Origin of the sequence: Flavobacterium ponti (genome assembly GCF_042652765.1) — a bacterium.
Lineage (GTDB): Bacteria > Bacteroidota > Bacteroidia > Flavobacteriales > Flavobacteriaceae > Flavobacterium > Flavobacterium ponti.
Window position 1 is genome coordinate 86,774 of record NZ_JBHSGW010000002.1, and the last position, 25,400, is coordinate 112,173.

The 25,400-nt window shown below is 29.4% G+C and carries 21 protein-coding genes; 6 read left to right on the top strand and 15 right to left on the bottom strand.

All coding sequences use genetic code 11. The features are described 5' to 3' along the window. Window positions 1-13 precede the first annotated feature (13 nt). The 13 genes from ACFO3U_RS02950 to alaS all read right to left on the bottom strand — a co-directional run bounded on the left by ACFO3U_RS02950 (window position 14) and on the right by alaS (window position 17,131). On the bottom strand, window positions 14-2,857 hold the full coding sequence (locus ACFO3U_RS02950) for a CHAT domain-containing protein (RefSeq protein WP_379738244.1): 2,844 nt from the start codon (window positions 2,855-2,857) through the stop codon (window positions 14-16). A gap of 10 nt (window positions 2,858-2,867) precedes the next feature. Continuing rightward, window positions 2,868-3,608 (bottom strand): MORN repeat-containing protein, encoded by a 741-nt coding sequence (locus tag ACFO3U_RS02955; protein WP_379738245.1) that lies wholly within the window; start codon window positions 3,606-3,608, stop codon window positions 2,868-2,870. A 25-nt stretch (window positions 3,609-3,633) separates the two neighbouring features. Then, window positions 3,634-5,217 carry an MORN repeat-containing protein gene (locus tag ACFO3U_RS02960; protein WP_379738246.1) on the bottom strand — a complete coding sequence of 528 codons (1,584 nt, stop codon included), beginning with the start codon at window positions 5,215-5,217 and terminating at the stop codon, window positions 3,634-3,636. 76 nt (window positions 5,218-5,293) lie between these two features. After that, window positions 5,294-6,622 (bottom strand): hypothetical protein, encoded by a 1,329-nt coding sequence (locus tag ACFO3U_RS02965; protein ID WP_379738247.1) that lies wholly within the window; start codon window positions 6,620-6,622, stop codon window positions 5,294-5,296. 24 nt (window positions 6,623-6,646) lie between these two features. Beyond that, entirely contained in the window at window positions 6,647-8,098 is a 1,452-nt protein-coding gene (locus ACFO3U_RS02970; protein ID WP_379738248.1) for a hypothetical protein, read from the bottom strand. Window positions 8,099-8,163: 65 nt separating this feature from the next. Then, complete coding sequence (locus ACFO3U_RS02975) at window positions 8,164-8,748, bottom strand: hypothetical protein (protein WP_379738249.1); 585 nt, start codon at window positions 8,746-8,748, stop codon at window positions 8,164-8,166. Window positions 8,749-8,750: 2 nt separating this feature from the next. Further along, on the bottom strand, window positions 8,751-9,764 hold the full coding sequence (locus tag ACFO3U_RS02980) for a hypothetical protein (RefSeq protein ID WP_379738250.1): 1,014 nt from the start codon (window positions 9,762-9,764) through the stop codon (window positions 8,751-8,753). After that, window positions 9,757-10,476, bottom strand: a complete 720-nt coding sequence (locus tag ACFO3U_RS02985; RefSeq protein ID WP_379738251.1) for an MORN repeat-containing protein — start codon at window positions 10,474-10,476, stop codon at window positions 9,757-9,759. The genes ACFO3U_RS02980 and ACFO3U_RS02985 overlap by 8 nt, the downstream gene beginning before the upstream one ends. Beyond that, window positions 10,469-11,434, bottom strand: coding sequence for a hypothetical protein (locus ACFO3U_RS02990; protein ID WP_379738252.1), 966 nt, complete (start codon window positions 11,432-11,434; stop codon window positions 10,469-10,471). The genes ACFO3U_RS02985 and ACFO3U_RS02990 overlap by 8 nt, the downstream gene beginning before the upstream one ends. A 33-nt stretch (window positions 11,435-11,467) precedes the next feature. Further along, window positions 11,468-12,520 (bottom strand): hypothetical protein, encoded by a 1,053-nt coding sequence (locus ACFO3U_RS02995; RefSeq protein WP_379738253.1) that lies wholly within the window; start codon window positions 12,518-12,520, stop codon window positions 11,468-11,470. 79 nt (window positions 12,521-12,599) lie between these two features. Beyond that, window positions 12,600-13,550, bottom strand: coding sequence for a GSCFA domain-containing protein (locus tag ACFO3U_RS03000; RefSeq protein WP_379738254.1), 951 nt, complete (start codon window positions 13,548-13,550; stop codon window positions 12,600-12,602). 90 nt (window positions 13,551-13,640) lie between these two features. Further along, window positions 13,641-14,411, bottom strand: coding sequence for a hypothetical protein (locus tag ACFO3U_RS03005; protein ID WP_379738255.1), 771 nt, complete (start codon window positions 14,409-14,411; stop codon window positions 13,641-13,643). Window positions 14,412-14,497: 86 nt separating this feature from the next. Beyond that, window positions 14,498-17,131 carry an alanine--tRNA ligase gene (gene alaS, locus ACFO3U_RS03010; protein ID WP_379738256.1) on the bottom strand — a complete coding sequence of 878 codons (2,634 nt, stop codon included), beginning with the start codon at window positions 17,129-17,131 and terminating at the stop codon, window positions 14,498-14,500. Window positions 17,132-17,301: 170 nt separating this feature from the next. On the opposite strand from alaS, the gene ACFO3U_RS03015 reads away from it, so the two are divergent. From ACFO3U_RS03015 to ACFO3U_RS03040, 6 genes are all read left to right on the top strand, one after another. Continuing rightward, window positions 17,302-18,279 (top strand): M23 family metallopeptidase, encoded by a 978-nt coding sequence (locus ACFO3U_RS03015; protein ID WP_379738257.1) that lies wholly within the window; start codon window positions 17,302-17,304, stop codon window positions 18,277-18,279. A 107-nt stretch (window positions 18,280-18,386) separates the two neighbouring features. Continuing rightward, window positions 18,387-18,719, top strand: coding sequence for a MerR family transcriptional regulator (locus ACFO3U_RS03020; protein ID WP_379738258.1), 333 nt, complete (start codon window positions 18,387-18,389; stop codon window positions 18,717-18,719). Window positions 18,720-18,798: 79 nt separating this feature from the next. Then, complete coding sequence (locus ACFO3U_RS03025) at window positions 18,799-19,404, top strand: LemA family protein (RefSeq protein WP_379738259.1); 606 nt, start codon at window positions 18,799-18,801, stop codon at window positions 19,402-19,404. 2 nt (window positions 19,405-19,406) lie between these two features. Next, window positions 19,407-19,844, top strand: a complete 438-nt coding sequence (locus ACFO3U_RS03030) for a TPM domain-containing protein (protein ID WP_379738260.1) — start codon at window positions 19,407-19,409, stop codon at window positions 19,842-19,844. Further along, on the top strand, window positions 19,844-20,656 hold the full coding sequence (locus ACFO3U_RS03035; protein WP_379738261.1) for a TPM domain-containing protein: 813 nt from the start codon (window positions 19,844-19,846) through the stop codon (window positions 20,654-20,656). Before ACFO3U_RS03030 ends, ACFO3U_RS03035 begins: the two co-directional genes overlap by 1 nt. Window positions 20,657-20,666: 10 nt before the next feature. Continuing rightward, entirely contained in the window at window positions 20,667-21,098 is a 432-nt protein-coding gene (locus ACFO3U_RS03040; protein WP_379738262.1) for a hypothetical protein, read from the top strand. Window positions 21,099-21,176: 78 nt separating this feature from the next. Here the strand turns inward: ACFO3U_RS03040 and ACFO3U_RS03045 are convergent, their stop codons facing one another. Together ACFO3U_RS03045 and der are read right to left on the bottom strand one after the other, a co-directional pair. Beyond that, window positions 21,177-23,960, bottom strand: a complete 2,784-nt coding sequence (locus ACFO3U_RS03045) for an outer membrane beta-barrel protein (protein ID WP_379738263.1) — start codon at window positions 23,958-23,960, stop codon at window positions 21,177-21,179. Between the two features lie 128 nt (window positions 23,961-24,088). Continuing rightward, window positions 24,089-25,399, bottom strand: coding sequence for a ribosome biogenesis GTPase Der (gene der / locus ACFO3U_RS03050; RefSeq protein WP_338376294.1), 1,311 nt, complete (start codon window positions 25,397-25,399; stop codon window positions 24,089-24,091). Window position 25,400 lies beyond the last annotated feature (1 nt).

Genomic DNA, 25,400 nt, shown 5'->3' on the forward strand with positions numbered 1-25,400 from the left:
TAAATACAATTCTTTACATACCATTATAAAGAAATGGTGCCCAAAATTGTGGATGCATATATCTTTCCCCAAAATCGCCATTAATAAATGCTCTTTTAATTTGGTTTAAAGTTGTAGAAGCTTTTGCGTTTTCTTGAACTACTTTTTTGAATAAATTTTGCATGGTTAAGGCTGTTCCAGCATCATTTACCGGCCAAAGAGAAAGTAAGGTTGCATTAGAGCCTGCTACCAAAAAAGAAAAATTTAATCCGTTAATTCCTTCACCACCATACAATTTTCCAACACCTGTATCACAAGCACTAAGTACTACCAAATCTGCATTTAAATTTAATTTTGCAATTTCTGGAGCTAGTAAAAAAGTATCCTCTTTACCATCACCACCATTAGGCTGCGAAAACATAACACCACTGAATTCTGGAATGATGGTTCCCGTGAAACCATGAGTAGAAATTAATAGGTTTTTGTATTGTTTAAGTTCACCTGTCGCATTGAGTTTTTTGAAATTACTTTCGCTCATGTTCAATCCTGTAAAAACTTTTATATCGTTTGAAAGCTTGCCTACAAACTGTACTTCTTTTAATGTTCCTTCTAAATAATTAGCCCCTCCAAAACCTATGGCTTCTAGTTCAGGTTTGAAATTATAAATGCCTTTATTTATTTTTTGGCTTACTGCATCCGAAATTTTATAAAAGTCTTCCATACCACGAGCCGTTGGTTTTACATTTCCTGAAGGTTGGTATAATGCTCCACCAAAAGCAATAACTGATTTTCTATTTTCAGCATATTTTCTATTGGCAATGATTTTCCAAATGGTTGTATTTGGAATGTATTTTACATCATGTGTGCTTACAAAATATTGATTTTTAGGTGATAAAAAAGCTTCGAAAGGTAAATAATGAAGTTCATCAGCCGCACTAATAATCACTTTTGGATGGTTAACTAAAACATCTTGGATGGGTTGTAAGGTTAAATTATACCAAAAATGCAGAAAATCATTTTGCACATTTTGAAGTTGCGGATTAGCTTCTTTTAATAGTTGTCTGGTCCATTCAATTAGCATTACAAAATCTTCTTTTTTATAAGCGGCTTGTTTGGTAGCATATCGCACTAGTTCGCCATCTTTGTAATCAACTTGTAAATCACTCAAATACGGATTGATGTTGGATGGAATTTTTTTAGCTTTATTAGTATATGCTTTTTTCAAACGAAGCAATTCATCAATAGGATAATTGTATCTGATTTCGGCTTTATCTTTTGTAATCACACTCATGATAATTTCTCCTGGTTGACCAATAGAATAATTGATCAAAACCTCATCATTTTGCAACAATTGTTGTGCATCGCTTATAGAAGCTAAAGGTATATTTTTATTCAATTGTTCTTTTAAATAAGCGCTTCTACTTTGTTCTTGAGTCGCAAATAATTTTGCAACATCTTTGGTGTATTGACAACTCATGATCATACCTGCATACACACCTTCAATAGTATTGGTATATTCTAATTTTTGTTTGGCTGTTAGATTTTCTTTTACCTTATCCGCTAAAGCAATACTTTTTTCAAATTGTGAAATGGCATTTTTATAGTCTTTTTGGTTGTAATAGAGAAATCCTAAATTATTGTATAAGTTTTGTGCTCCTGCAAAATCGTTTTCTTTCAAACTGTAGGCAACTGCTTCTTCAGTTAATTTTTTAGCTTCATCATGTAAGCCTTGTTTTGCTTTGATAATTACTAAATTTCCGCTAACCTCATTGATTAAACTTTTATCATTGATTGCTTTAGCCAAATTATAAGCTTTGGTTAAATAGGTTCCAGCTTTTGCTCTTTCAGCTTGTGGACCCTCAAAAATATGATATGCTCCAATAGAATTATAAGCTTTTGCCTTAAAATAATCATTGTTTATTTTGGCTGCAGTTTGTTCTAATTGGTAAGCAGTTTGTAATTTTTCCTGTTGCTTGTTTTCCATTTTAGCCAACACTTGAATTTTGTGCAATTGCATATTCGCTAGAGCTAATGTCGGATAAGGTAACTTGAGTTTTTCACTTAATCCATCATTAATCGTAACTAATGCTCCTGGCTTATTGAAGGAATTATTTTTGATAACTGATAAAAAATACAAAGCATAACCACTTTGGCTAACCAATGACGAATTATTTTTACTAATTTCTAAAAAATATTCAAATTGATTGATGCTTTCGGTTGTATTGCCACCATAATAAAACGTTACTGCTTTGAGTAAAGGCAACATCTTTTGGAACAAAGGATTAGCATTTCTTTGACTGGAATAATACGCAAATAGAGCATCTAAATTGGCACATTTTTTCCCTTGCGTAAGAATTCCATTTACACAATTGTCTAGTTCGATGGCTTTGCTGATGTTTACAGTATTGTTTTGATAAAAAGCTAGCCATTTATTTTTTAATGGAGACAAATCTTTTTTTGTAAAAGATTCAATCTTAACCATATCATCGATGGTTTCTTGAGCATTTTGAGACGTTGATAGTTGCAAAGCCCATTCTAAATTTTGAAGTGCCTCTTCTGAATTTCCATTCAAGAACTGAATGTAGGATTGTGTTAAATAAGGAAATGGCATTAAAGGCTGAATATTTAAAGCTTGTGTAGAAGCTAATTGGGCAGCATTTAAATCACCTTTCAGAATTTGATAATACGAATGAAGATAATACCCTGCAAATTCATCCGAATAATTGATCATTAAGTTTTCACTTCCTTCTTTCATTTTTGATAGATCATTAGATGTATATCCCTGAATATAAACATCATAATAAGCATTAAAACTTAGAGGTTGCGAAACCATTGTTCCTCCTAAAAATATCAGAAAAAGCACTAAAAAATTTTTCATTGGTAACAGTTTACATTGCAGTTTTTAAAACACCACCTTCGTAGAATCCTTTCTCAGTAATGTTTCCGTTTTTATCGATTACAAATCCAAGTCCTTCTCTATAATTATCATCCCACATGCCTACATATATATCTCCATTTTTGTAAGCGTAAATTCCGAAACCTTGTCTAACACTCATGCATTGACCATAATAAGACTCACCACTTTCCCAAACATGTATGATAGGCATCCATTTATATCCATGTTTAAAATAACCAATAGCGTAACTATTATTTTCATATTTTTCCATAGTAAAACCACTAAATCCATCACCTTTTATTAATTGGTATTTTCCAGGTGGATCTACTTTAAAGCCACCTAAATCAATTTTATCATTTTTGTATTGTTCCTTTTTAGTTGGTTTACCACCTGTCATCGTAAAAGCAGGACCGTTTTTTAAACCTTTTCTATAAGTAAACAATTCTATTTCATCCTTTTCTTTATACATGTTGATGACTGTTCCATCAATTTCATGGTCTTTATTGTAATTCTGATAAGTTTTTGTACCATTTGAACTGATTACAAGATTAGGTCCAACGATTAAACTATCCAATCTAAATCCAAAAGAGACATCACCATTTTCATTGGTAAAACTTTCAAATGTTACAGTGCTCTTTTTTAAATCCTTTTTGGTTATTTGATTTTTAAAATTTTCCTGAGAAAATCCTGTTGAGCATATTACTAACAATAGTATTTGCGTTATTTTTTTCATGTTTCTATATTTTAAGTATTTAATATTAATTTGTTGCTCCTTTTTTGTGAATTTTAGTGACTTCCCCATTAGAAAATTCTGCTGCAAACGGAATACTTTTTACAATAGCATAAGCTTTACCATGAAATTTTCCATCTTTCCAAAAGCCATAATAGTTATCACCAGATTCTTTGTAGTACATATACCCATAGCCGTCATTTCTTTGCGTTTCTGGATGAATATTTCCTAAATAAATATCACCATTATTGTAATAGTAAGTGCCTTTTATCATTTTTAAGTTGGAAAACTCACCGATAAATTTATCGCCATTTGCATAAACATAAGCTCCATATCCGTTATCACAATCTCCATTCACGCATCCTCTTGTGAGATTATTATTTTTATAATCAAGTTCCTTTACAAATTTTCCATTTTCATATTCATTTGCTTTTGTAACATTAGTAGATTTAACGTAAAATCTTCCTTTTCCGTGAATGAAACCGTTTACAAAACTTCCATCATAACCGTTATCATTAGCATAAGTGTAAGAACCAAAACCGTGCATTTTATCATTTTTCCATTCACCCATATAAGCATCTCCTATATTCCATAAATACATTCCGAAGCCACTTTTTTTACCATTTTCCCAGTAACCTTCATAGCTTCCTTGAGAGTATTTATATTTTCCCCAACCATTTTGACAATCACCTGTGCAATTTGAATTGATCATTGCAACTTGACTAGCAGACTTAGGAACATATTCATAATAAACAGGTACGTTTTCTTTGTTAAAAGCTACAGTGTTGAGGGTTTTTAAGTTTTCTAATGCTTTTTGTTGCATAGCTTCTGTAACCGTTTTATATCCTGAAGTTTTACCGTTTTCAAATGTTAAATATCTTACGTCTATTCTTTTTAACTGATTGAGTTGATTATTATAATTGGGAAAATATTGGTATTCATATTTTACAATCCAGTTTTGATTTTCGTCAAACTCATACAAATACAAAGTATACATGTCTAGAGTATTGTCGTTGGGTTTGCCTTTTCTCATGTCATAAATGCGAAGAGAAACTAACTTTGTTTTTGGATCATAAGCGTAATAGTAGATTCCGAAAGTGTCGTTATAATCTTGAATCAACAAGTTATCTTCGTTATAAACTTCCGTTTTTAAATAACTTTTATCTGGTGTGATGATGGTTTTACCAGACAAATAATTAAAATTTAATAAAGTATTATATTCTTCTTTTTCAGCCTTAAAATAGATTGATTTGATAGTTCCATTAGAATTTTTCACAACTTCATTGGTTAAAGCCAAATAAGATTTAAAAGGAGTTTTAATGATATGATAATCGTTTTGATTTTTTTCATAAATCATTTTTACATTTTGATTCGATTTACTATAAATTGCATTTTTCAAATATGAATTTGAAAGCTGATAACCGTCTTTATTAAAGGTGTAATTTGTGGTTACTGGTTTTCCAAAATCTTTATTGTAATACACATAAGTTTGTTCAACAGAAATAACATTTTTTGAATTTACTTCATGATCTTTAAGTGTAAGATTGGTTCCAAATTGTGCAGAAGAAATTTGAAAACAAATTAACAGCAATAAATAAATTTTTGATTTCATGAGACATTGTATTTATTATTCAAATTTGCAACTACTTAACCATAAAAAAAATACGACAGTTGCCGTATTCTTTCAATTATTCGATGGTTCTTCTATTACAAAAATCAGAATCTTCAAATGAAATGTTTTTAATAGAAACTGAATTTGATGAAATATTTATAGATTCATAATTTACATTGGTAGCATTTGGAGTTGTATTGGAAACTGAAACAAAATTGTAAGGCAATAGATTTACATTTTTACTTACATTTCGCATTCTTGAAACATTTAAACTAAAACAATCTTTATTTTTATTAAAAACCATTGGTCCTTCATAAGAATTATAATAAGCAGACTGAGAGCCATTAAAAATTATGTAGTTTTCCTCTGATATTTTAAAAACATAACCTTGATAAAAATGATTTCCTAATACATCTCCATTTTCTTTTACATAATAAGACATGGTTCCTGTTCTAACTAAAAAAACATTTTGAGCAATTTGTTCAATAGGTAAACCTCCTCTATTAGTCCATATTTGGCTAGGTGTATCAATTGTAAATTGGTTATTCCAATGATTAAGTAGATTACCTTGCATATCTAATACTAAATTCCCACCTCTTCCTTCTGTATTGTATTGGTAAGTGTTATATGGAATTATTATTTTGTCAGATATTGTTTTTATAGGATTTGAACAAGTTAATAAGGCATCTGGCCTGGTATCTTGAGCATATTTCATGAAAATAAGATTTCCATTCCAGTCGAATTTTGAAATATAAAAATCTACTCCAACTCTACCAAAAGACATAAAACCATCAGTCAAAGCCAATGTTCTTAACCAATGTAAACTATTGAATTGCAGTGTTTTTATCAAATTACCATTGGTAGCATCAATAATTAAGAGATTTCCTAAATTACAAATTACTAATCTAGAATTTGAGATATTACTAATTGCATTATAATAGTAGTTATCATAATAAGGTAACGAATAATTGTCATATTTTTTTTGCCATAAAATTTCTAAATTATGGTTCATTTTGACTGAAAAAACTCTACCTGTAACTACATTTGAAGAACTGTATATTGTTCCACAAATTACTAAATTACCTTGCTCATCTTTGTTAATGTCGTGTAAATCTGTTTGACCTAAAAGAGTGATCTGTTTTAGTTTTTTACCCTCTAAATCAATTAATGAAACTTCAATATTTTTTGTATTTAAATCATTTTTAACACAATAAATTCCGTTGTTTGTTTCTATATTTTTTGAACTAATTCCTAAAGAAGTTTCAACATTTCCGTCAAACAAAATTCTTTTACTGCTTGTTGTGTTGCTTCCGTTTGAAGTTTTGTTTGAATCATCATCTTTTGAACATGACGCAACAAAGACTAATAAAGTTATTCCTAAAAAAAATTGTAAAGTAGTTTTCATTTGAAGTGTTATATTTTTAAAAAATTAGTTTAAACAATAAAATTTAAACTCTCTTTTCTTTTCTTCTCCCATATAATTTTCTGTTACAGAAACGGTAGTATTACTATTTAAATAGGTAGCAATTGAAAATTGATCCATTTGTATATAACCCATTTGATTTTTTATAGTTCTAGCAATAATTTGATATTGCAAACGATTTCCATAATGATCGGTTTTCAATACCGCATAAACCGATTCTGTTCCTTCAGCTTGCGGTCCACGCAACATGACTAAAAAAACAATAGATTCATCACATTCAAAAAGTTTACCTAAAGCATAAACAGTAGTATTTGGAGATAAAAACAATCGTTTTGACATTTTTAAATTGGTAATATCTCTACCTTGTGCTTTGCTGTAATCAAAGGTGAAAGTATTTGGTAATCTTGAAAAATTAATTTCAAAATCTTTCATTTCTTCGATTTGCTTTGCATATTTTTTGTTTAAATCGTCTTTGGTTTTGTTTAATCGCATTTCTTTTAAAGCATTAATTTTTTCATTTATTCTTTCAATTTCTGCTTTGTATGAAGTAGTAATTTGTACTTTTTTGGTATCTTTACTTTGCTTGTTAGTAATTACTAAATTGATTTCTTTATTATTTTGCTCAAGCTTCACCTGATAATTAGTCATTTCACCCCAATAATATTCCATATTGTTATTCGTTGGTGCTTTGTTAAACGAGCCTATTGTTAAAGCATTTAAATCAAAAAGAGCAACTTTATCTATTCCGTAATTGGGTTTGTATTTAGAAGCATACACATTTCCATCTTGATAATTTGTAACTATATTATCAAAAACTGGGGTGGTTTGTGCTAAAAATGTAGTAGTTTTTAAATCGAAATATTTCATTTTATTACCATCTTCAAACAATAATAAATTTTTAGAAGATAGATTTTCTTTGAATTCTAAAGTCTGTTTAAACTCTCTCCATTTTTTGGTTTTCCAATTATAAAATTGCACAAAACTGTGTAATGGTTTTTTAAGATTCAATCTACCTTTACTATCTTTTTTATAAATAGTAAAAGCAAAAACGATTTCATCGCCAATGATATCATGAATAATTCCATGTTGTGATGGTAAATCTTTTCCAGTATAAAATGTATTTGATGCTTCATCCCAAATAAAATAATGTTCCGGCTTAAGATAATTTTCATCCCAACCTGCTAAAATCACATTATCATTTCTATAATCAAAAATGTGTGGTTTAAATCTACTATCAGAAGTAAAGCCTTTAAGAATCAATTCTTTTACTTGTTCACCTGTTTGTAAATCATATACTAATCCATAACCTCCACCATCTGCATGCCAAACCAGAGCATGGGTTTGCGATTTACTCAGATGAATTTTTAAATTTCTTGCACCGCTAATGTTTGTAAAAAAGCCGTTTTGTGCAATAGAACCAAAACCAATAAGTAAAATTAAAATTCGGATTATTTTCATGATTATTATTTTGTTACAAAGTAATAATTCATGATAAAGCTATGAAATAAGGCAATTGTCGTATTTTATAACAAACCGCTTCTCTGAAAAAAATAGCGAAGTAGCATAAAAGGCATAATAATTACTAAAGCACTCCAGTTGTTTTCGGACGTGAAAAAATTGGAGAAATTGGGTACTACTAATAACATCATAAAAGCTCCTAAAATAATTGAAATGTGAAGAATAATGGCTCTTGCACTAAAAGGATGAATAGTAGCTTGTTCTATTTCGTTGGGATTTTGTTTGAAAAACCAAACCATTTCTACTAAAAAAAACAACACATTTAAATTGAAAAATAAGTTCTGAAAAAATAAAATTTCAAAATTTACAGCTACCAAATCGTAATTCTTGTAATGGGCAATAAAACCAAAAAACACTACAAGAAAAACGAAATAAATTCCCATTAAAAAAAGTTTTGGCCCCAAGTTTATGGTGAATCCTTTTTTCTTTTTAAAATAAAGTACAACAGCGGAATACACTACTTCATTCCACCAAAAAAGATACAAAATATAGAATACAGTAACCTGATTATTATAGATAGCTAACAACGTAAAAAAAGTAATCGCTAGTGTATCTATATTGTTGCTATTTTTAGCGTTAAATACTTTCATTATTATTTAGCTGTGTTTCTCTTTTTGATGATTTTATAAAGGAAAACCACTAGTGCAATTCCTAAAACAAAAGGACTAGCTATAGCTGCAAAAACGAGTAATCCTGGCAAAAAAGACCAAAAATCAGGTTGCACTTCATAAGGATTTTTAGCTTCATACGGTTTCAATTTTTGAGAAACATTTTCTTTTGAAAAAGCATCTATTTCATCAAAAAGTTTTTCGGATTGAAGGAGTTTTGATTCCCATTGAAAATCTGGTTGGTGTTTGAAATAAGTGATGATTAAATTGTCTTTTGGTGTTGGAGAAAAATTAGATTTTGTTCCTACTAAAAAAGTTTCAGAAGTAGTTGTTTGAAAATTGAAATGAGAGGAAATTCCTGATATATCTTCAAGTTTTAAGTTGTCTTTTAATTCGACAATGAAATTTCCTTGTTCAATAGGTTGTTTCCAAACACTTCCTGATTCTAACAAATATATAAAAGCATTTTTGCGTTCGTTTGTGTAACCTTTGGTTATACCAGCTTCATTGGTATTGACTAAAAAATAAACTTCCACTTGTTTATTTTCTTTTGGGTGAAAGGTTATTTCCCAAGTAAGCCAATTCTCATTTTGAAACGTCTGCGTTTGATTAGAATCACCTATTTTTTGTTGGTTTATGCTTTGTTCTTTTCCGTTTGTTTTAATTTTAAATTTGTACAACGAATCTAATTGTACTTGATTCAAATTTACCTCACCACCTTGATAAATTCCGTTTACAGGATAACCCATTATAAACTTCAGTGAATCAACTGAAGTATTTACCATTTCATAAGTACCTTTCACCACTGCAAAACCTTTGTAAAGCTGTATAGAAATAGCTTCGTTTTGCATTTGCACTTTTTTATAAGACAAAGAATCTTCAGAAAAAAGCATGCTGAATGATGTTCCACCAGCATTATAAATTCCGGGTTGCGATACATTGGATGAAAAAAGTATCAGTAAAGCTAGTATGAAAAAATAATTTATCTTTTTAATCATTGTTTTCCATTTGTAATTCTCCATTTTTCCAATAGCCAACTAATTTTTTGTCTTCAACAATATTGTGAAACATTCCGTAACCTTCGTAGGTTGAGTTTTTCCAATTTCCAAAATAATAATTCCCATTTGAATAGACATAAATACCAACACCGTTCATTTTTCCTTCCGAATCAAATTCTCCTATATAAGTAATTTTATTGGCAAAAACATAGGAACCAAATTGCATGAAATTTTCCTTAAAAAAACCATTGAATTCGTCTCCGTTTTCAAATTTATATCGACCATAGGAGTTTTGGCAATTTCCATTTACACAACCTCTTTCTACAGGATTTTTTTGGAAATCATAATAGGATTTGACAGAGTCATTTTCAAACCAAGCGGCTTCAATAGTATTATCTTTAAAGAACTTCACTCCTTTTCCGTTGAGTTTTCCATCTTTAAAAATTCCGATTATAGTGGATATTGAATCATTTATTTTTATAAAACCAAAACCTTCCATTTTATCATTAGACCAAGTTCCTATATACATGGAATAATCATTAAACTGAAAAGAACCTGAATTCGTGCGTTTTCCATCTTTAAAAAAGCCCTCATATTGTCCGTTGGTATACATTTTAGTTCCATAACCATCTTCGCAATTGCCTTGAAGACAATCGTTTTGAGCAAAAATAAAATGAGATAGAAAAAGACTTAGGTAAAAAAGTTTATTCATTTAATTTAGCTTTCAATTCGTTTACTTTAAAAATATCAAAATCTACAGAGCCACTAGTTGTTCCATCAGCATACGTAATTTTTCTAAAAGTATAATAGTTTTCCTGCTGTTTATAACGGTAATAGGTTCCTGCTTTTATAATCCAATCGTTTTTATCATTGAGTTGCAACATTTCTTTAGCTTCTACTAATCGAAAAGATTGGTTTCTTTCGTTTAGAAGATTTTCTTTTAATTGTTTTATTGTCAACCCATCATATTTTATTTCCGATTCTATTCCGTTGATATTTTCAATTGGGTTAGGATAATTCATTTTAAGTACCCAATTTTCAGTTTCTTCATTCAAATATGCTATAAGATATTCATTTTTTGAATTGCATTCCATTACTTTTTTTTCATCAATGTAAAGTGAGATGGTTTCGGACAAAACAGCATCTTTATCAAAATATTGATTAATGGATTTAAACAATTTGCCATCTTTATAATAAAATTTTTCTACTGAATGATTTTTAGCATAAATTCCTTTAATTTCAGCTAACTTATTATTGGAATCATAGCTAAAAATAAAATCATTTTCGTATTGGGAAGACTTGTATTTTTTTTGAATTAAATTTTTGTTTTTATCGTATTTATAAGTGATAATGGCATTGAAATTAGGTCGGTTTTTTACTAAAATTTCTCTTTTTACCAACAATTCATTTTCATACGTTGAATTTTCAAAAGTTTCGCTTGCATATTTTCCATAAACAAAATAAGCGTGATTAATGATATTCCCCTTTTCATCAAATTCGTAAACATCACTTGACTTGTCTGTTACAAATTTATCTTCCAACGAATAAGTATACGATTCTACCTTTTTGATTTTTTGGGTAAATACTAAATCTTTGTAATTGACTTCAGGTTTTTGAGCAAAAGAAACAAGAGAAAAAAAGTAAATTATTAAACAAATGTATTTTTTCATGACATTAGTTGTATTCAAAACTAAATAATAGTGTTATTTATTTAAAATTTCATTGATGTGAGCTTTTAAGAATGCATTACCTCCTTTAATGACACCATCTGTGTATTTTTCAACATCTACTGGAAGAATATAACTGTTTTCAACTGTAATATTTTGAGCTCTATACACTTTTCCAAAAGCTGTTTCTGTACCAATGTAATCTTCGTCATTTTTAGCTTCACTTTTAATGGTTTGTGTTTCCAATGCACCTTCAATAACAATATCATTTTTGATGTTTCCAATGTAACTCACATCTGGAGAACCACCAATAGGATTTCTACCACAAGTAATGTCAATTTGACTTTGCGCAAAAATATCTACTTGCTTCTTCTTGCCAATCGTTAGTGCTTGTAATTTGCTTACTTTTTTTTCATTAATTGCTTTTATATGATCATAAGCAACAATTCTCAATTGGGTTTCTACCTTAATATTTGCACTTTTATTTCGTTGTGCCCATGAATTTTTATCCTCAATAAAGAAAACAAATAACTCTACATTAGCCACCACAGCATCATCTAAATCTTTTGATAATTTAGAACCATAATTCATCTTTATAAAATTTTCGTTAGAAGAATAAAAAGGATAATTAGATGGGCGAACCGAAGCAACACCTGGAAAAATATCATACTCAACCGCTACATTTTCTTGACGTTCTCTACCTTTAAACGCATCTGTATTTTCATATTGTTTTCCATCAATAAATTCATAACCATCGGCAATAAATTCTGATTTAAACTGCGAAAAAATGGAATCTGTAATTTCTTTAAAATTCTGTTCTGTTAAGTTATCTAATCCTAAGAAAAGTTTAGATTTTGCATCTCCTTTTAAAGTATTTCCAATAAAACCACCTTTAGAAGATTTTTCTTTTTGGTTATAAAATTGAAAATGAATAACAAAATCATTTACAAAAACTTTTTTGGGCTTGTTTTTCAGCTGTTTTGTACCACCAAAAGTTTTGATTTTCACTTCACCAACCGTTTGAGCATTAGAAGAAAACAATCCGATAACTAAAAACCAAATTAGAAAATAATGGGCTCCTGATTTCATAAGATAAAATTAAAGATTAATAGAAATCAAAAGTCCAATAAATTAAGACTAAAGAAAATACGTCAATTGCCCTATTTTGTTAAAACTGCATAAAAGGAAACTGATTTTGAAGCAATTGTATTTTTTTATTAAGGTTATCCAAAAACTTTTTATGACTTTCAGAATTGGGATTAAAAGGTTTATGCTTCAATGCTTTTTGAATTTCACAAACTTGATTCATTGTTTTAAATTCTTTTTCATCAATATAATTTTCAAAGAATTTTATCCAAATGTAGTCTATGGCTGTTTGATTAGGATGCAACATATCTTCTCCATAAAAACGATAATCACGAAGTTCGTCCATCATGATTTCGTAGCTAGGAAAATAGTTGCACTTCGACAAGCTCATTGTGACAACTTTATGCAATGAAGTGATTAAATGCGCTTTACTTCTTTGATTTTCAATAAAACCGTCTTTTATGTGTCGAACTGGTGAAACGGTGAAAATGAAATTACAATTAGGATTAATTTTTTGAATTAATTGAATTGTATTTTGAATTGATTTTTCAATAGTCTCAATGGAAAGAATTTCTTTTGTGAATTGTTTTTGTGGAACTTTATGACAATTAGCTACAATTTCATTTGATTCGATATTTCTATAAACCCATGAAGTTCCATAAGTAATTATTATGTGAGTTGAACTGTTTAATTGGTTATAAGTTGTATGAATTAAATCGTTTAAAGTTGCTAAAAACTGTTCTTTATTTGGGTTTGATAATTCGGAATGCACTTCATAGCAATGCCATAAATCGTTGTGGAAGAAAATATCTTTCTCTGTGAATTCTATTTTATTTGCAATTCGGTTTACTAACTTTTCAATGGAAACTGGATTGAAAATAATTCCAAAAGGATTTACAGTATTTTGGAATTTAAAATAGTCAAACTTTTCACTCATATTTTCTGCAAAGCACGAACCTAAAGCCATTATCTTACTTTCATAAGTTATTGGTTTTTTGTGTTTTTGGATTGGTATTTTTGTGGTGAATTGCATGAAAACATATAATATAAGATTCAAAAATACGAAAATAAAAAAACCTTTCAATTCAAAAACTGAAAGGTTTTAATTTATGGTTATGAAATATTAATAGAAATATTGGACGTTAACAGTTCCATTAAATCCAGTTGAATAAATAGCCGTTGTATTTGAAGTAATAGGATAATTTTCTGAATTATATGTATATGTTGAAAATGTTCCATCTGTTGTAGATGTCCCAGCTGGAGCAGAAACTATATTTTGATTTCGACCAAAAGCAATAGCGTAATCATCAGTAAATTCAAAAGTCATAATTTCTTGATAACCTGTAACATTTTTAAATGGATTATTTTTTGAATCATAGGTTATTGAACCACTATTTGTACTAGTTAATTCACCATTTGTAAAAGTATAAATATCTGGAGAAAAAACAGGTGAAGTATTTCCAATTGTTCCTTGATATTGTTGAGCTGATACTGTCCCATTTGTATTATATGAATATGTAAATCTAATTTCATAATCATCAAAAAAGTTTATATCACGATATTCAATTAACTTACCATTAGAATTATAAGTAAATAAATCTTGAGCATCTAAAATTGTATCATCAAAATATTCAATTTTAGTAATTAAATCACCATTGTAAGTGAATACTGCTTTATAATTATCTTCATCAATATATTGAACTAATTTATTTCCATTGTAAGTAAAATTAATAGTACTATTCCAATAAGAATCTGAATCTTCATCCGAGGAAGTCAATATCATCTTTTTTAACAAAGGTCCAGTTGGAGTAGCTTGTGCTGGATCAGAATCGTCAGAAGAACATGCTGTAAGTAATAATGCAAAAGCACTTACAAAAAAAATAATTTTTTTCATTTTAAGTTTCGTTTTTTTATAATTTTTTCAAATGTAAATATTTTTTTACAATGTGAAAGTTTTTAACTGTAAAAATCATTTAGTGATTAAATAAATTGTTTTGCCTTCTCCAAAGCTTCTTTAATTCCAGTAACATTTTTTCCACCAGCAGTTGCAAAGAATGGTTGTCCACCACCACCACCTTGGATATATTTTCCTAATTCACGAACCACTTGTCCTGCATTTAATCCTTTTGCTTCTACTAATTCTTTAGAAATGTAACAAGTTAACATTGGTTTATCATCCGTTACAGTTGCTAAAACTAAGAATAAATTGGTTTCATTATTCCCAAGTTCGTAAGCCAAATCTTTTGCTCCATTAGCATCTAAATCCACTTGAGTTGCTAAGAATTTAACTCCATTTACTTCTTTAATTTGAGCTGCTAAATCTCCTTTTAAACCTTTTGCTTTTTCTTTTAGTAATAGCTCCACTTGTTTCTTCAATTTAGCATTTTCATCTTGTAACGAAACTACTGCTTTGATTGTATCCTGAGGATTTTTCAACGTTTCTTTTATTTCAGCCAACGTATTTTCTTGATTTGCAAAATAATCTTTCACAGCATCACCTGTTATCGCTTCAATTCTTCTAATTCCAGCAGCAACAGCACCTTCAGAAATAATTTTGAAAGACCAAATGTTTGCAGTGTTAGAAACATGAATTCCTCCACAAAGCTCCATGGAATCTCCAAATTTTATCGCACGAACAGTATCTCCATATTTTTCTCCAAATAAAGCCATTGCTCCTTCCTCCAAAGCTTGCTGGATTGGAATACTTCTTCTTTCGATTAATGGCAATTGTTCTTGAATTCTTTGGTTTACAAAATCTTCCACTTGCTTAATTTCTTCATCAGTTACTTTTGAAAAATGAGAAAAGTCAAAACGCAAATAATTGGGGTTAACCAATGAACCTTTTTGCTCCACATGAGTTCCTAAAATTGTTCTCAAAGCCAAATGCATTAAATGTGTAGCTGAGTGATTTTTAGAAGAGGCTGTTCTTAAATCTGTATTTACTTTTGCTATAAAATTAGCTTCAATATTTTCAGGTAATCTTTTTGTGATATGTAATATTAAATTATTCTCTTTCTTAGTGTCAATAATTTCAATAGTTTCATTTGCTGAAACCAAAGTTCCTTTATCACCCACTTGTCCTCCACCTTCTGGATAAAAAGGAGTTGCATCTAAAACGATTTGATATAAAACACCATCTTTTTTAGAATCAATCTTTCTGATTCGTGTTATTTTAACTTCATTTTCAGTTTGGTCATAGCCTACGAAAGATTCTGTATTTCCTTCAACCAAAATTTTCCAATCATCTGTAGAAACTTCTGAAGCTGCACGCGAACGATTTTTTTGTTCTTGCATTGCTTTTTCAAAACCAGCTTCGTCTAATTCAAAACCTCTTTCTCTTAAAATTAAAGCCGTTAAATCAATTGGAAATCCGAAAGTATCGTATAATTCAAATGCTTTTGCACCATCAACTTGTTTCCCTTTTGTATTAGCTATTACATTATCTAATAATTGTAAACCTTGATCTAAAGTTCTTAAAAATGAAGCTTCTTCTTCACGAATTACATTAGTAACTAATTGCTGTTGGGTTTTAATTTCAGGAAAAAATTCACCCATTTGATTGGCTAAAACCTCAACTAATTGATAAATAAAAGGTTCTTTTGTATTTAAAAACGTAAATCCGTAACGAATTGCACGACGCAAAATTCTACGAATTACATAACCAGCACCAGTGTTTGAAGGCAATTGTCCATCTGCAATAGCAAAAGCCACAGCACGAACGTGATCCACAATTACACGAATAGCAATGTTTGTTTTATTTTGTTCTTCTGAAATATTCTTAACTTCGTTTGAAGTATATTTTAATCCAGTAATTTGTTCTACTTTTTCAATTAATGGTGTAAAAACATCTGTGTCGTAATTTGAAGTCACGTTTTGCATTGCCATACAAAGTCTTTCAAATCCCATTCCTGTATCAACATGTTGAGCTGGTAATTTTTCAAGAGAACCATCTGCTTTTCGGTTGAATTCCATGAATACGTTGTTCCAAATTTCAACCACTTGAGGATGATCTGCGTTGACTAAACTAAATCCAGAAATTTTTCCTCTTTCTTCATCTGAACGCAAATCGATATGAATTTCCGAACATGGTCCACAAGGTCCTTGATCACCCATTTCCCAGAAATTATCTTTCTTATTTCCTTTGATGATTCGGTCTTCGTTGACAAATTGTTTCCACAAGTCAAATGCTTCTTGATCAAAAGGCACATTTTCTGCAGGATTACCTTCAAAAACAGAAACATAAATTCGGTCTTTATCTAATTTTAAAACCTCTGTTAAAAATTCCCAAGACCATGAAATTGCTTCTTTTTTGAAGTAATCTCCAAAAGACCAATTCCCTAACATTTCGAACATTGTGTGATGATAAGTATCAAAACCTACATCTTCTAAATCATTATGCTTCCCTGAAACACGAAGGCATTTTTGTGTATCGGCAATTCTGTTACTTTTTGGTTTGGCATTTCCTAAAAAGTACTCTTTGAACTGAGCCATTCCAGAATTATTGAACATTAAAGTTGGATCATCTTTAAGTACAATTGGTGCAGATGGAACTATTAAATGTCCTTTTGATTCAAAAAATTGTAAAAATTGCTTTCTAATGTCTTGTGATTTCATTTTTGGTAATTGGATTTTTATCTCTTTCTGTTGTCAGATATTGAATTCATTTGCAAATTTGAGAAAAGTTTTACTTTAAAAAATAGATTAGAATGAAACATTTCTTAAATTTGTTCGTATAACTACTGTCTAACATTTTAATTAGGCACAAAAATACTATATTTTATACAATGTCGAAGGTAAAATATTATTACGACCCAGAAAATTTATCATATAAAAAAATAAGTCCAAAAAGAGGACGAAAAATTGGATTTGCCTTATTGTTTCTTTTATCAGCTGCTTTATTTGGCTTTTTAGGTTTTATCATTCTTTTAAATACAAGCTATTTAGAAACTCCGAAAGACCGATTTCAAGCACGTGAAATTCAAAATTTAAGCATTAATTACAAGCTATTAAACAAAAAAATAGACCAAATAGAAGAAGTTTTAGGAGCTATTGAAGACAGAGATAATAATATTTATCGTGTTTATTTTAACAGTGAACCTATTCCAATGGAACAACGAAAAGAAGGTTTTGGAGGTGTAAATCGATACAAAGAACTACAAGGTTACAATAATTCTGATTTGGTAATAAACACTACCAAACGAGTTGATGTTTTGACAAAAGAATTGGTAATTCAATCTAAATCATTGGATGAAATTATTGGTTTAGCTAAAGGAAAAGAAAAATTATTAGCTTCTATTCCAGCAATTCAACCTGTTAAAAATGAACAATTAAAAAGAATGGCTTCTGGTTTTGGTTATCGAAGTGACCCTTTTACCAAAGCTCGAAAATTTCATTATGGAATGGATTTTACTTCACCACAAGGAACGCCAATTTATGCAACAGGTGACGGAACCGTTTTAAAAGCCGACAATTCTCTATCAGGTTATGGAAATCATATTGAGATAAATCATGGTTTTGGATACGTTACACTTTATGCACATTTAAGTAAATACAATGTTAAACGTGGTCAAAAAGTGAAACGTGGAGATGTTATTGGTTATGTTGGAAGTACAGGACGAAGTGAGGCTCCTCATTTACATTATGAAGTAATAAAAGATGGAGAAAAAGTCAATCCACTTAATTTCTATTATGGCAGTATTTCTGCTGAAGAATACATCAACATTTCAAAAATTGCTAATCAAGAGAACCAATCACTTGATTAATAGTTTTTGAATTTAGAAGCTAAATCAAGCTCAGTTTGACAGAGAACGACGTTTTTGATTGCTTGAAATTGGAATTTGGAATTTATTAATTTGGAATTTATAAAATTATGCACATAGATTTACCAGAAGGAAAATTATATTACAGCATTGGTGAAGTGGCTAAAGCTTTTGATGTTAATGCATCATTGATTCGCTTTTGGGATAAAGAGTTTGATATTTTAAAACCTAAAAAAAACGCAAAAGGCAATCGCAAATTCAGTCCAGAAGATATTAAAAATTTAAAATTGATTTATCATTTGGTAAAAGAAAGAGGTTTTACTTTAGATGGTGCCAAAACGCATTTAAAAGAAAACCAAAAGAAGACTCTTGACAAATTTGAAATCATTTCAAAATTAGAATCCATCAAAAATGAGTTGATAAAATTCAAAGGAGAATTATAGATTCTAGACTTTCAGAACTGAAACATTTTAAAACAAAAATAGACTAATAACAAAAACAATAAACTTAAAACTAGAAATTATGAAAAAATGGTTAATTCCTGTAATTATTATAGCTGTAGTCGGATTTGGTCTTGTGTCTTGGTATTTTGGAGTTAAGAACGGAGCTATTGAAGTTGATCAAGCTGTAAAAAAAGAATGGGGAAATGTTGAAACATCTTACCAAAGAAGAAATGATTTAATTGGAAATTTAGTAAAAACTGTTAAAGGTGCTGCTGATTTTGAAAAATCTACTTTAGAAGCTGTTATAAATGCACGTGCAAAAGCTACATCAATAACTGTTGACCCTACTAATATTACACCTGAACAATTAGCTCAATTTAATCAAGCTCAATCAGGATTAAGTTCTGCTTTATCTCGTTTATTAGTTACTGTTGAAAAATATCCTGACTTAAAAGTGAACCAAAATTTTTTAAAACTTCAAGATGAATTAGCTAGTACAGAAAATCAAATTTTAACGGCTAGAACAAGGTTCAATGAATCAATTGAAAAATATAATAATTATGTTTTAAGAGTTCCAAGAAAATTTGTTTTATCAGAATACAAAGAAAAAGAAGCATTCAAAGCAGTTGAAGGTGCTGAAAAACCTGTTGAAGTTGAATTTGATTTCGACAATAAACCTCAATAGACATGTCAAAAACTGAAGACTTTTTAACTTCTAAAGAAGAAGAAGAAATAGTTGAAGCTATTCGAATTGCTGAAGAAAATACTTCAGGAGAGATTCGTGTGCATATTGAAGAAAAATCAGATAAGCCTTCTTTGGAAAGAGCTAAAGAAGTTTTCAACGTTTTAGAAATGTATAAAACAGAAGCCAGAAATGGTGTTCTGTTTTATATTAATGTTTCTGATCACCAATTTGCTATTTTAGGAGATAAAGGAATTGATAAAGTTGTTCCTACTGGTTTTTGGGAAAGTACTAAAGACATTGTTTTAAAAAACTTTTCAGAAAAAAAATTCAAAAAAGGTTTGGTAAAAGGCATCCTAAAAGCAGGTGAACAATTGAAACATTATTTTCCATACCAATCAGATGATATTAATGAGTTACCCAACGAAATTTCAAGAGAATAATGATACATACACTATATAAAATTATTCAATTTGTAATCTTCGCTACTTTGATGTTGATGTCATTTTTGGGATTTTCGCAATTTAAAATTCCAGAAGTACCTAAATTCCAAACTTCAGTTTATGATTATGCAGATGTTTTAAATGCCGGTGAAGAAAAAGCTTTAGAAGATAAATTAGTTCATTTTTCCGATTCAACAACTACACAAATTGTGATTATAACTATTGATGATTTAAAAGGTGAAGATGTAGGTGTTCTTGCAACTAATTGGGGTCAAAAATGGGGAATTGGACAAAAAAAAGAAGACAATGGAATAATAATATTAGTTGCCAAAAATGATAGAAAAATAAGCATTAGAAATGGATATGGTTTAGAGCAGTATTTTACTGCTGGCACAACTGGTGAAATTATTAGAAATGTGATTACACCTGAATTTAAAGCCGGAAGTTACTACAAAGGTTTAGATGCTGGAACAACAGCTATTTTTGAGGTCATTAAAGGAACTTATAAAGGTTCGCGAATTCAAAACAAAAAAGACAATCCATTTCCTTTTGTAATGTTTTTTATTATTTTGATTATCATCTTTATTTTAATTGCAAAAAACAGAAATAATGGTGGTGGAAATAACGGAACCGGAAAATTTGGTGGTCCTGATTTACTAGACATGATTATCCTTAGCCGAATGGGAAGAGGTGGAGGAAGTTTTGGTGGTGGATTTGGTGGCTCTTCTGGAGGAGGTTTTGGAAGTGGAGGATTCGGTGGTGGATTTGGAGGTGGAGGTTTCTCTGGTGGTGGAGCTAGTGGAAGTTGGTAAATTAAAAATTATGCGAAAAATATTCCTACTTCTAATTTGTACTATTGTAATAAGCTGCAAATCTTCTTTTATTGAGAAAGGGAAATACAAAATTAATTCAGCAAACGGTTCTATATATGAATTTGACACTGATAATAACAGTTACACTTATAAAAATTTAAATGGAACAAAAAGAGAAGGGAAATTTAAAATTGTTCATTTAAATAAAGAAAAAGTATTACTAATTTGTAATGATTTAGTATTTAAGAAAAATCGCTATCCAATAAAAGAACTTAATCAACAAGGTGATTCATTATATATAGGAAGTTATTCAGCTATTAAAAATTTAGGAGCAACAATATTTGAAATCAACATTTGTAATAAAGAAAAAATTACTTTTAGAAAAACTAACACAAATGATTTAGAAAATTCTAATGAAAAAGGAATTCTTATTCGTTTATAATTAAAAATAAAATTAGAATAAATAAAAAACTCGTTTCAATAACATGAAACGAGTTTTTTATCTTCTATTAATTCAAATTTAATCCCAAAACATTGCTCTTGAATCCTTTTTCTTTCCTCCAAACTTCTCTAATTTGTATGTTAAAGAAAACATCACATATTGCTGTAAAACTGTATTCTCAGCATCCGTAATTGCTGTTGGTGTAATTGTTCTAGTTGCATTAACATTTTGATTTAATAAATCATACACTTTTACTTTGGCTAACAGTTGATCTTTAAAGAAATTATAGCCTAAACTAACATTCCATAAATAAAAATCTTTTTGAAATCCACCTGTAATATTTGAATTGTAATTGTATCCAAAATCATTTCCTAAAACAAAATTCTTAGGCCAATAACTTGTCGTTTCTAATTTGAAACTGTGTCTGAAATTATCTGTTTTATCAATAATATAATTATCAAAACGAGAAATATTATAAGAATAACGATAAGATGGTGAAATCGTTATTTTATCTTGAATTATATATGAAAAGTTGACTCTAGGATTTAATTGCAATGCTTTTGATTCGTATAAAGCAGCATTTGTTAACCCTTGACTGAAGTTATAATTTACCCAAATTCCATAACCGTACTTAATAGTTCTTTTCTCTTTTTTATACGATTTATTCACACTAAAACCAGTGAAAGCACTATACGATCTATCTACGTTTTCGTAAGTAGTTATGGCTTTAAAATCGTTGTCATAAACCGTAGAACTCACTACTTCATTAGCATTTACATTTCCACCTAAATAAGCATAAAAACCTGAACGTGTAGCATAATCATAATTATTGAAATTGGTATAGACTCTATAACGTTCTGTTGGCTTTAAATTAGCATTACCAATTATTGTATTTAATGGATTTGCTAAGTTTTCAAAAGGCAACAATTGATTTGCAGAAGGCAAAGAAGCTTCATAATTAAAATTAGCATAAATAGACTTTGACTTAGCCAATGTATAACTCACATAACCATTTACTTTTGGATAAACGTAGTTGTCTTTTAGTTTTGTGATAGTTCCTAAATAATCAGATTGATTGTCATAATTTAAAAAATCTGCTCCTACAGCTAAACTTCCTCTAATCTTCTTTTTACTCAATTGTAATCCAACTGAACTTCCAAAAGTGTTGTTTTTTGAATCAATAGTATTGGACAATAATCCATTGAAAGTATCATATTGATTAGTAGATTCATTAAAATTAAAAGTGTTTCGAGAATCTGTACCTTTTTTGAAATCATAATAATTTTGAAAATTAAAAGTCAACGAATCATTAATAGGTTCACTATACCCTAATTCAACTCGAACATTATTATTTATTTCTTTGTTAAAAATGTTTTGATTTCGACTATCGTTGGCATTTCCTGATTGGTAAAAAATAGTATTGGTTATTGTGTTTAAAGTGTTTTCATTATTTACATGTTCATTGTCAATATCAAGACTTATAGATCTACCCTTTTTCTTAAAACTTTTGTTGAAGTATAAATTGTTGCTAAATTTATTATTATCAGTCTGACTAAAGTTAGAACCGTTTGTTTCATTTAACAACTCATCACTTTCATCAAAAGATTTTGAAAAACTTGTACTTCTATTTTTTGCATCACTTTTAGCAAAAGAAGGACTTAAATACAAAGTTGAAGTGCTGTCTATTTTAATTTCAAATTCAGAAGAAAAATTATGACCTACTACATCATTTTTGAAAGAAGACTCTGCATCTGTTTTTGTTGTTCCTGTTGGTAAAAGGTTAGTTCTTTTGGTTCTATTTTTATTTTCTGTAATAGCTGTATTTAAATAATAACTAAAGTTTGGATCTATTTTTTTATTTAACCATTCATCTGCATAATTAATTCCAACTAAATTTGAACGAGTAATTCCATTTCCACCACCAAACTGCATTCCATTGATATTAAAAGCACCATCTCCATTTGACCAAACAGAAGTGTTTCGACCACCACCCATATTATCAAAAATTTCATTCATTGAAAATCCAACTGAGTTTATATTATTAGAAGATCCTAAAACACTAATTTTTTGAGTATCTTTAAAATAATTAAACAACAAACTAGATTCATATCGTTTATCTGAGCCATAACCAAGAGTAGCTTTACCAAACAATCCTTTGTTTTTATCTTCTTGAATGGTTAAGTTAATAGTACTTTCATTAGAACTCGCTGCTCTACCTGATATTTCTTCGGATTTTGTTTTTGTATCAGTAACTTGAACTTTATCAATCATTTCTGCTGGTAAGTTTTGAGTCGCTATTTTTCCATCTTTACCAAAGAAAGGCTTTCCGTTAACTAAAATATTATTTACTTCTTTTCCATTTACTGTTATTTTTCCTTCATCATCAATTTCTACTCCAGGTAATTGTTTTAACAAAGCTTCAACATTTGCATCAGGTGTTACTTTAAACGAACCTGCATTAAACTCTAAAGTATCTGTTTTAATTTTAATGGGTGGAATTTCCCCTTTTACTATGACAGCATCTAATTGTGCCGTTTGTTCAAATAACTCGATTACTCCAAAATTTTTATCAGCTAAGATATTATCTAACTTTTTGTTATAATTTTTAAAACTATTATAAGAAATTTTAAAATTAACTGGGGATTCTGTTTTTCTTGATTTTAAAGAAAAATTTCCGCTTTTATCAGAAATTGTATAATCAATAATTGTTGAATCTTTTACACTTGTTAAATAAATCGTAGCAGATTCTAAAGGAGCTTTTGAAGTGTTGTCAATGATTTTTCCTGAAAGTTGAAAGGTGTTTTGACCAAAACTGATACTAGCTAACAACAAAGTAGCAAGAAACGTAATTTTTTTAAACATAAAAATTTGATTGATGATTGTTTTTTGTATTAACTGGCAAAGAAAAAATTTATTGTGTAAATAGAAAAATTCTTACGGAAATTTTAACAAGACTTTATAAAAAAAGCACCCGATTGGATGCTTATATTTTATTTTTGTCTGAAGTAAATTTCGATTGGAACTCCTTCAAAATTAAACTCTTCCCTTAATTTATTTTCAATAAAACGCTTGTAAGGATCTTTTACGTATTGAGGCAAATTACAGAAAAACACAAACTGTGGTGTTGGTGTTGGTAATTGCATACAATACTTAATTTTAACATATTTCCCTTTTAATGCTGGTGGTGGATTATGTTCAATAATCGGCAACATTGTATCATTAAATTTAGAGGTTGGAATTCTATGTTTTCTATTTTCAAAAACATTAACAGCTACCTCTAATGCTTTAATTAAACGTTGCTTGTTTAAAGCTGAAACGAAAAGAATTGGCACATCTGTAAAAGGTTGTAATTCTTCTCTAATTTTTCTTTCATAATCTCTAGTTGACATGGTATCTTTTTCAACTAAATCCCATTTATTTACAAGAATTACAATTCCTTTTCTATTTTTTTCTGCTAACCAAAAAATACTTTGATCTTGACCTTCAAATCCACGAGTTGCATCAATCATTAAGATACAAACATCACTATTTTCAATAGCTCTCACTGAACGCATAACTGAATAAAACTCCAAATCTTCTTTGACTTTAGCTTTACGTCTGATTCCTGCTGTATCTACTAAATTAAATTCAAATCCAAAACGATTGTATTTAGTATCAATTGCATCACGAGTTGTTCCAGCAATATCAGTTACCACAAACCTATCTTCACCAATTAATGCATTGATAAAAGATGATTTTCCAGCATTAGGTCTTCCAACCACACAAAAACGTGGTAATGGATCTACTTCTTCAGTAACTTCTGGCATTTCAGGTAAAACGTTAACTAATTCGTCTAACAACTCACCTGTTCCACTTCCTGTCATTCCAGAAATAGCAAAATATTCTCCTAATCCTAAATTATAAAATTCTAAAGCATCATTAGTTCGCATTGCATTGTCTACTTTATTAACAACTAACAATACTGGTTTTGTTACTTTTCTTAGCAATTTAGCCACTTCATCATCCATTGGAGTAATTCCTTCTTCCACATCAACCACAAAGATAATAGCATCAGCCTCATCAATGGCTAATTCTACTTGCTTTCTAATTTCAGCTTCAAAAATATCATCAGAACCTTTAATGTATCCACCAGTATCTATTACAGAAAATTCTTTTCCATTCCATTCACTTTTTCCGTAATTTCTATCACGTGTAACACCACTAACAGAATCTACAATCGCTTCTCTACGCTGTATCAATCGGTTAAAAAAAGTTGATTTACCTACATTTGGTCTTCCAACAATGGCAACAATATTATTCATT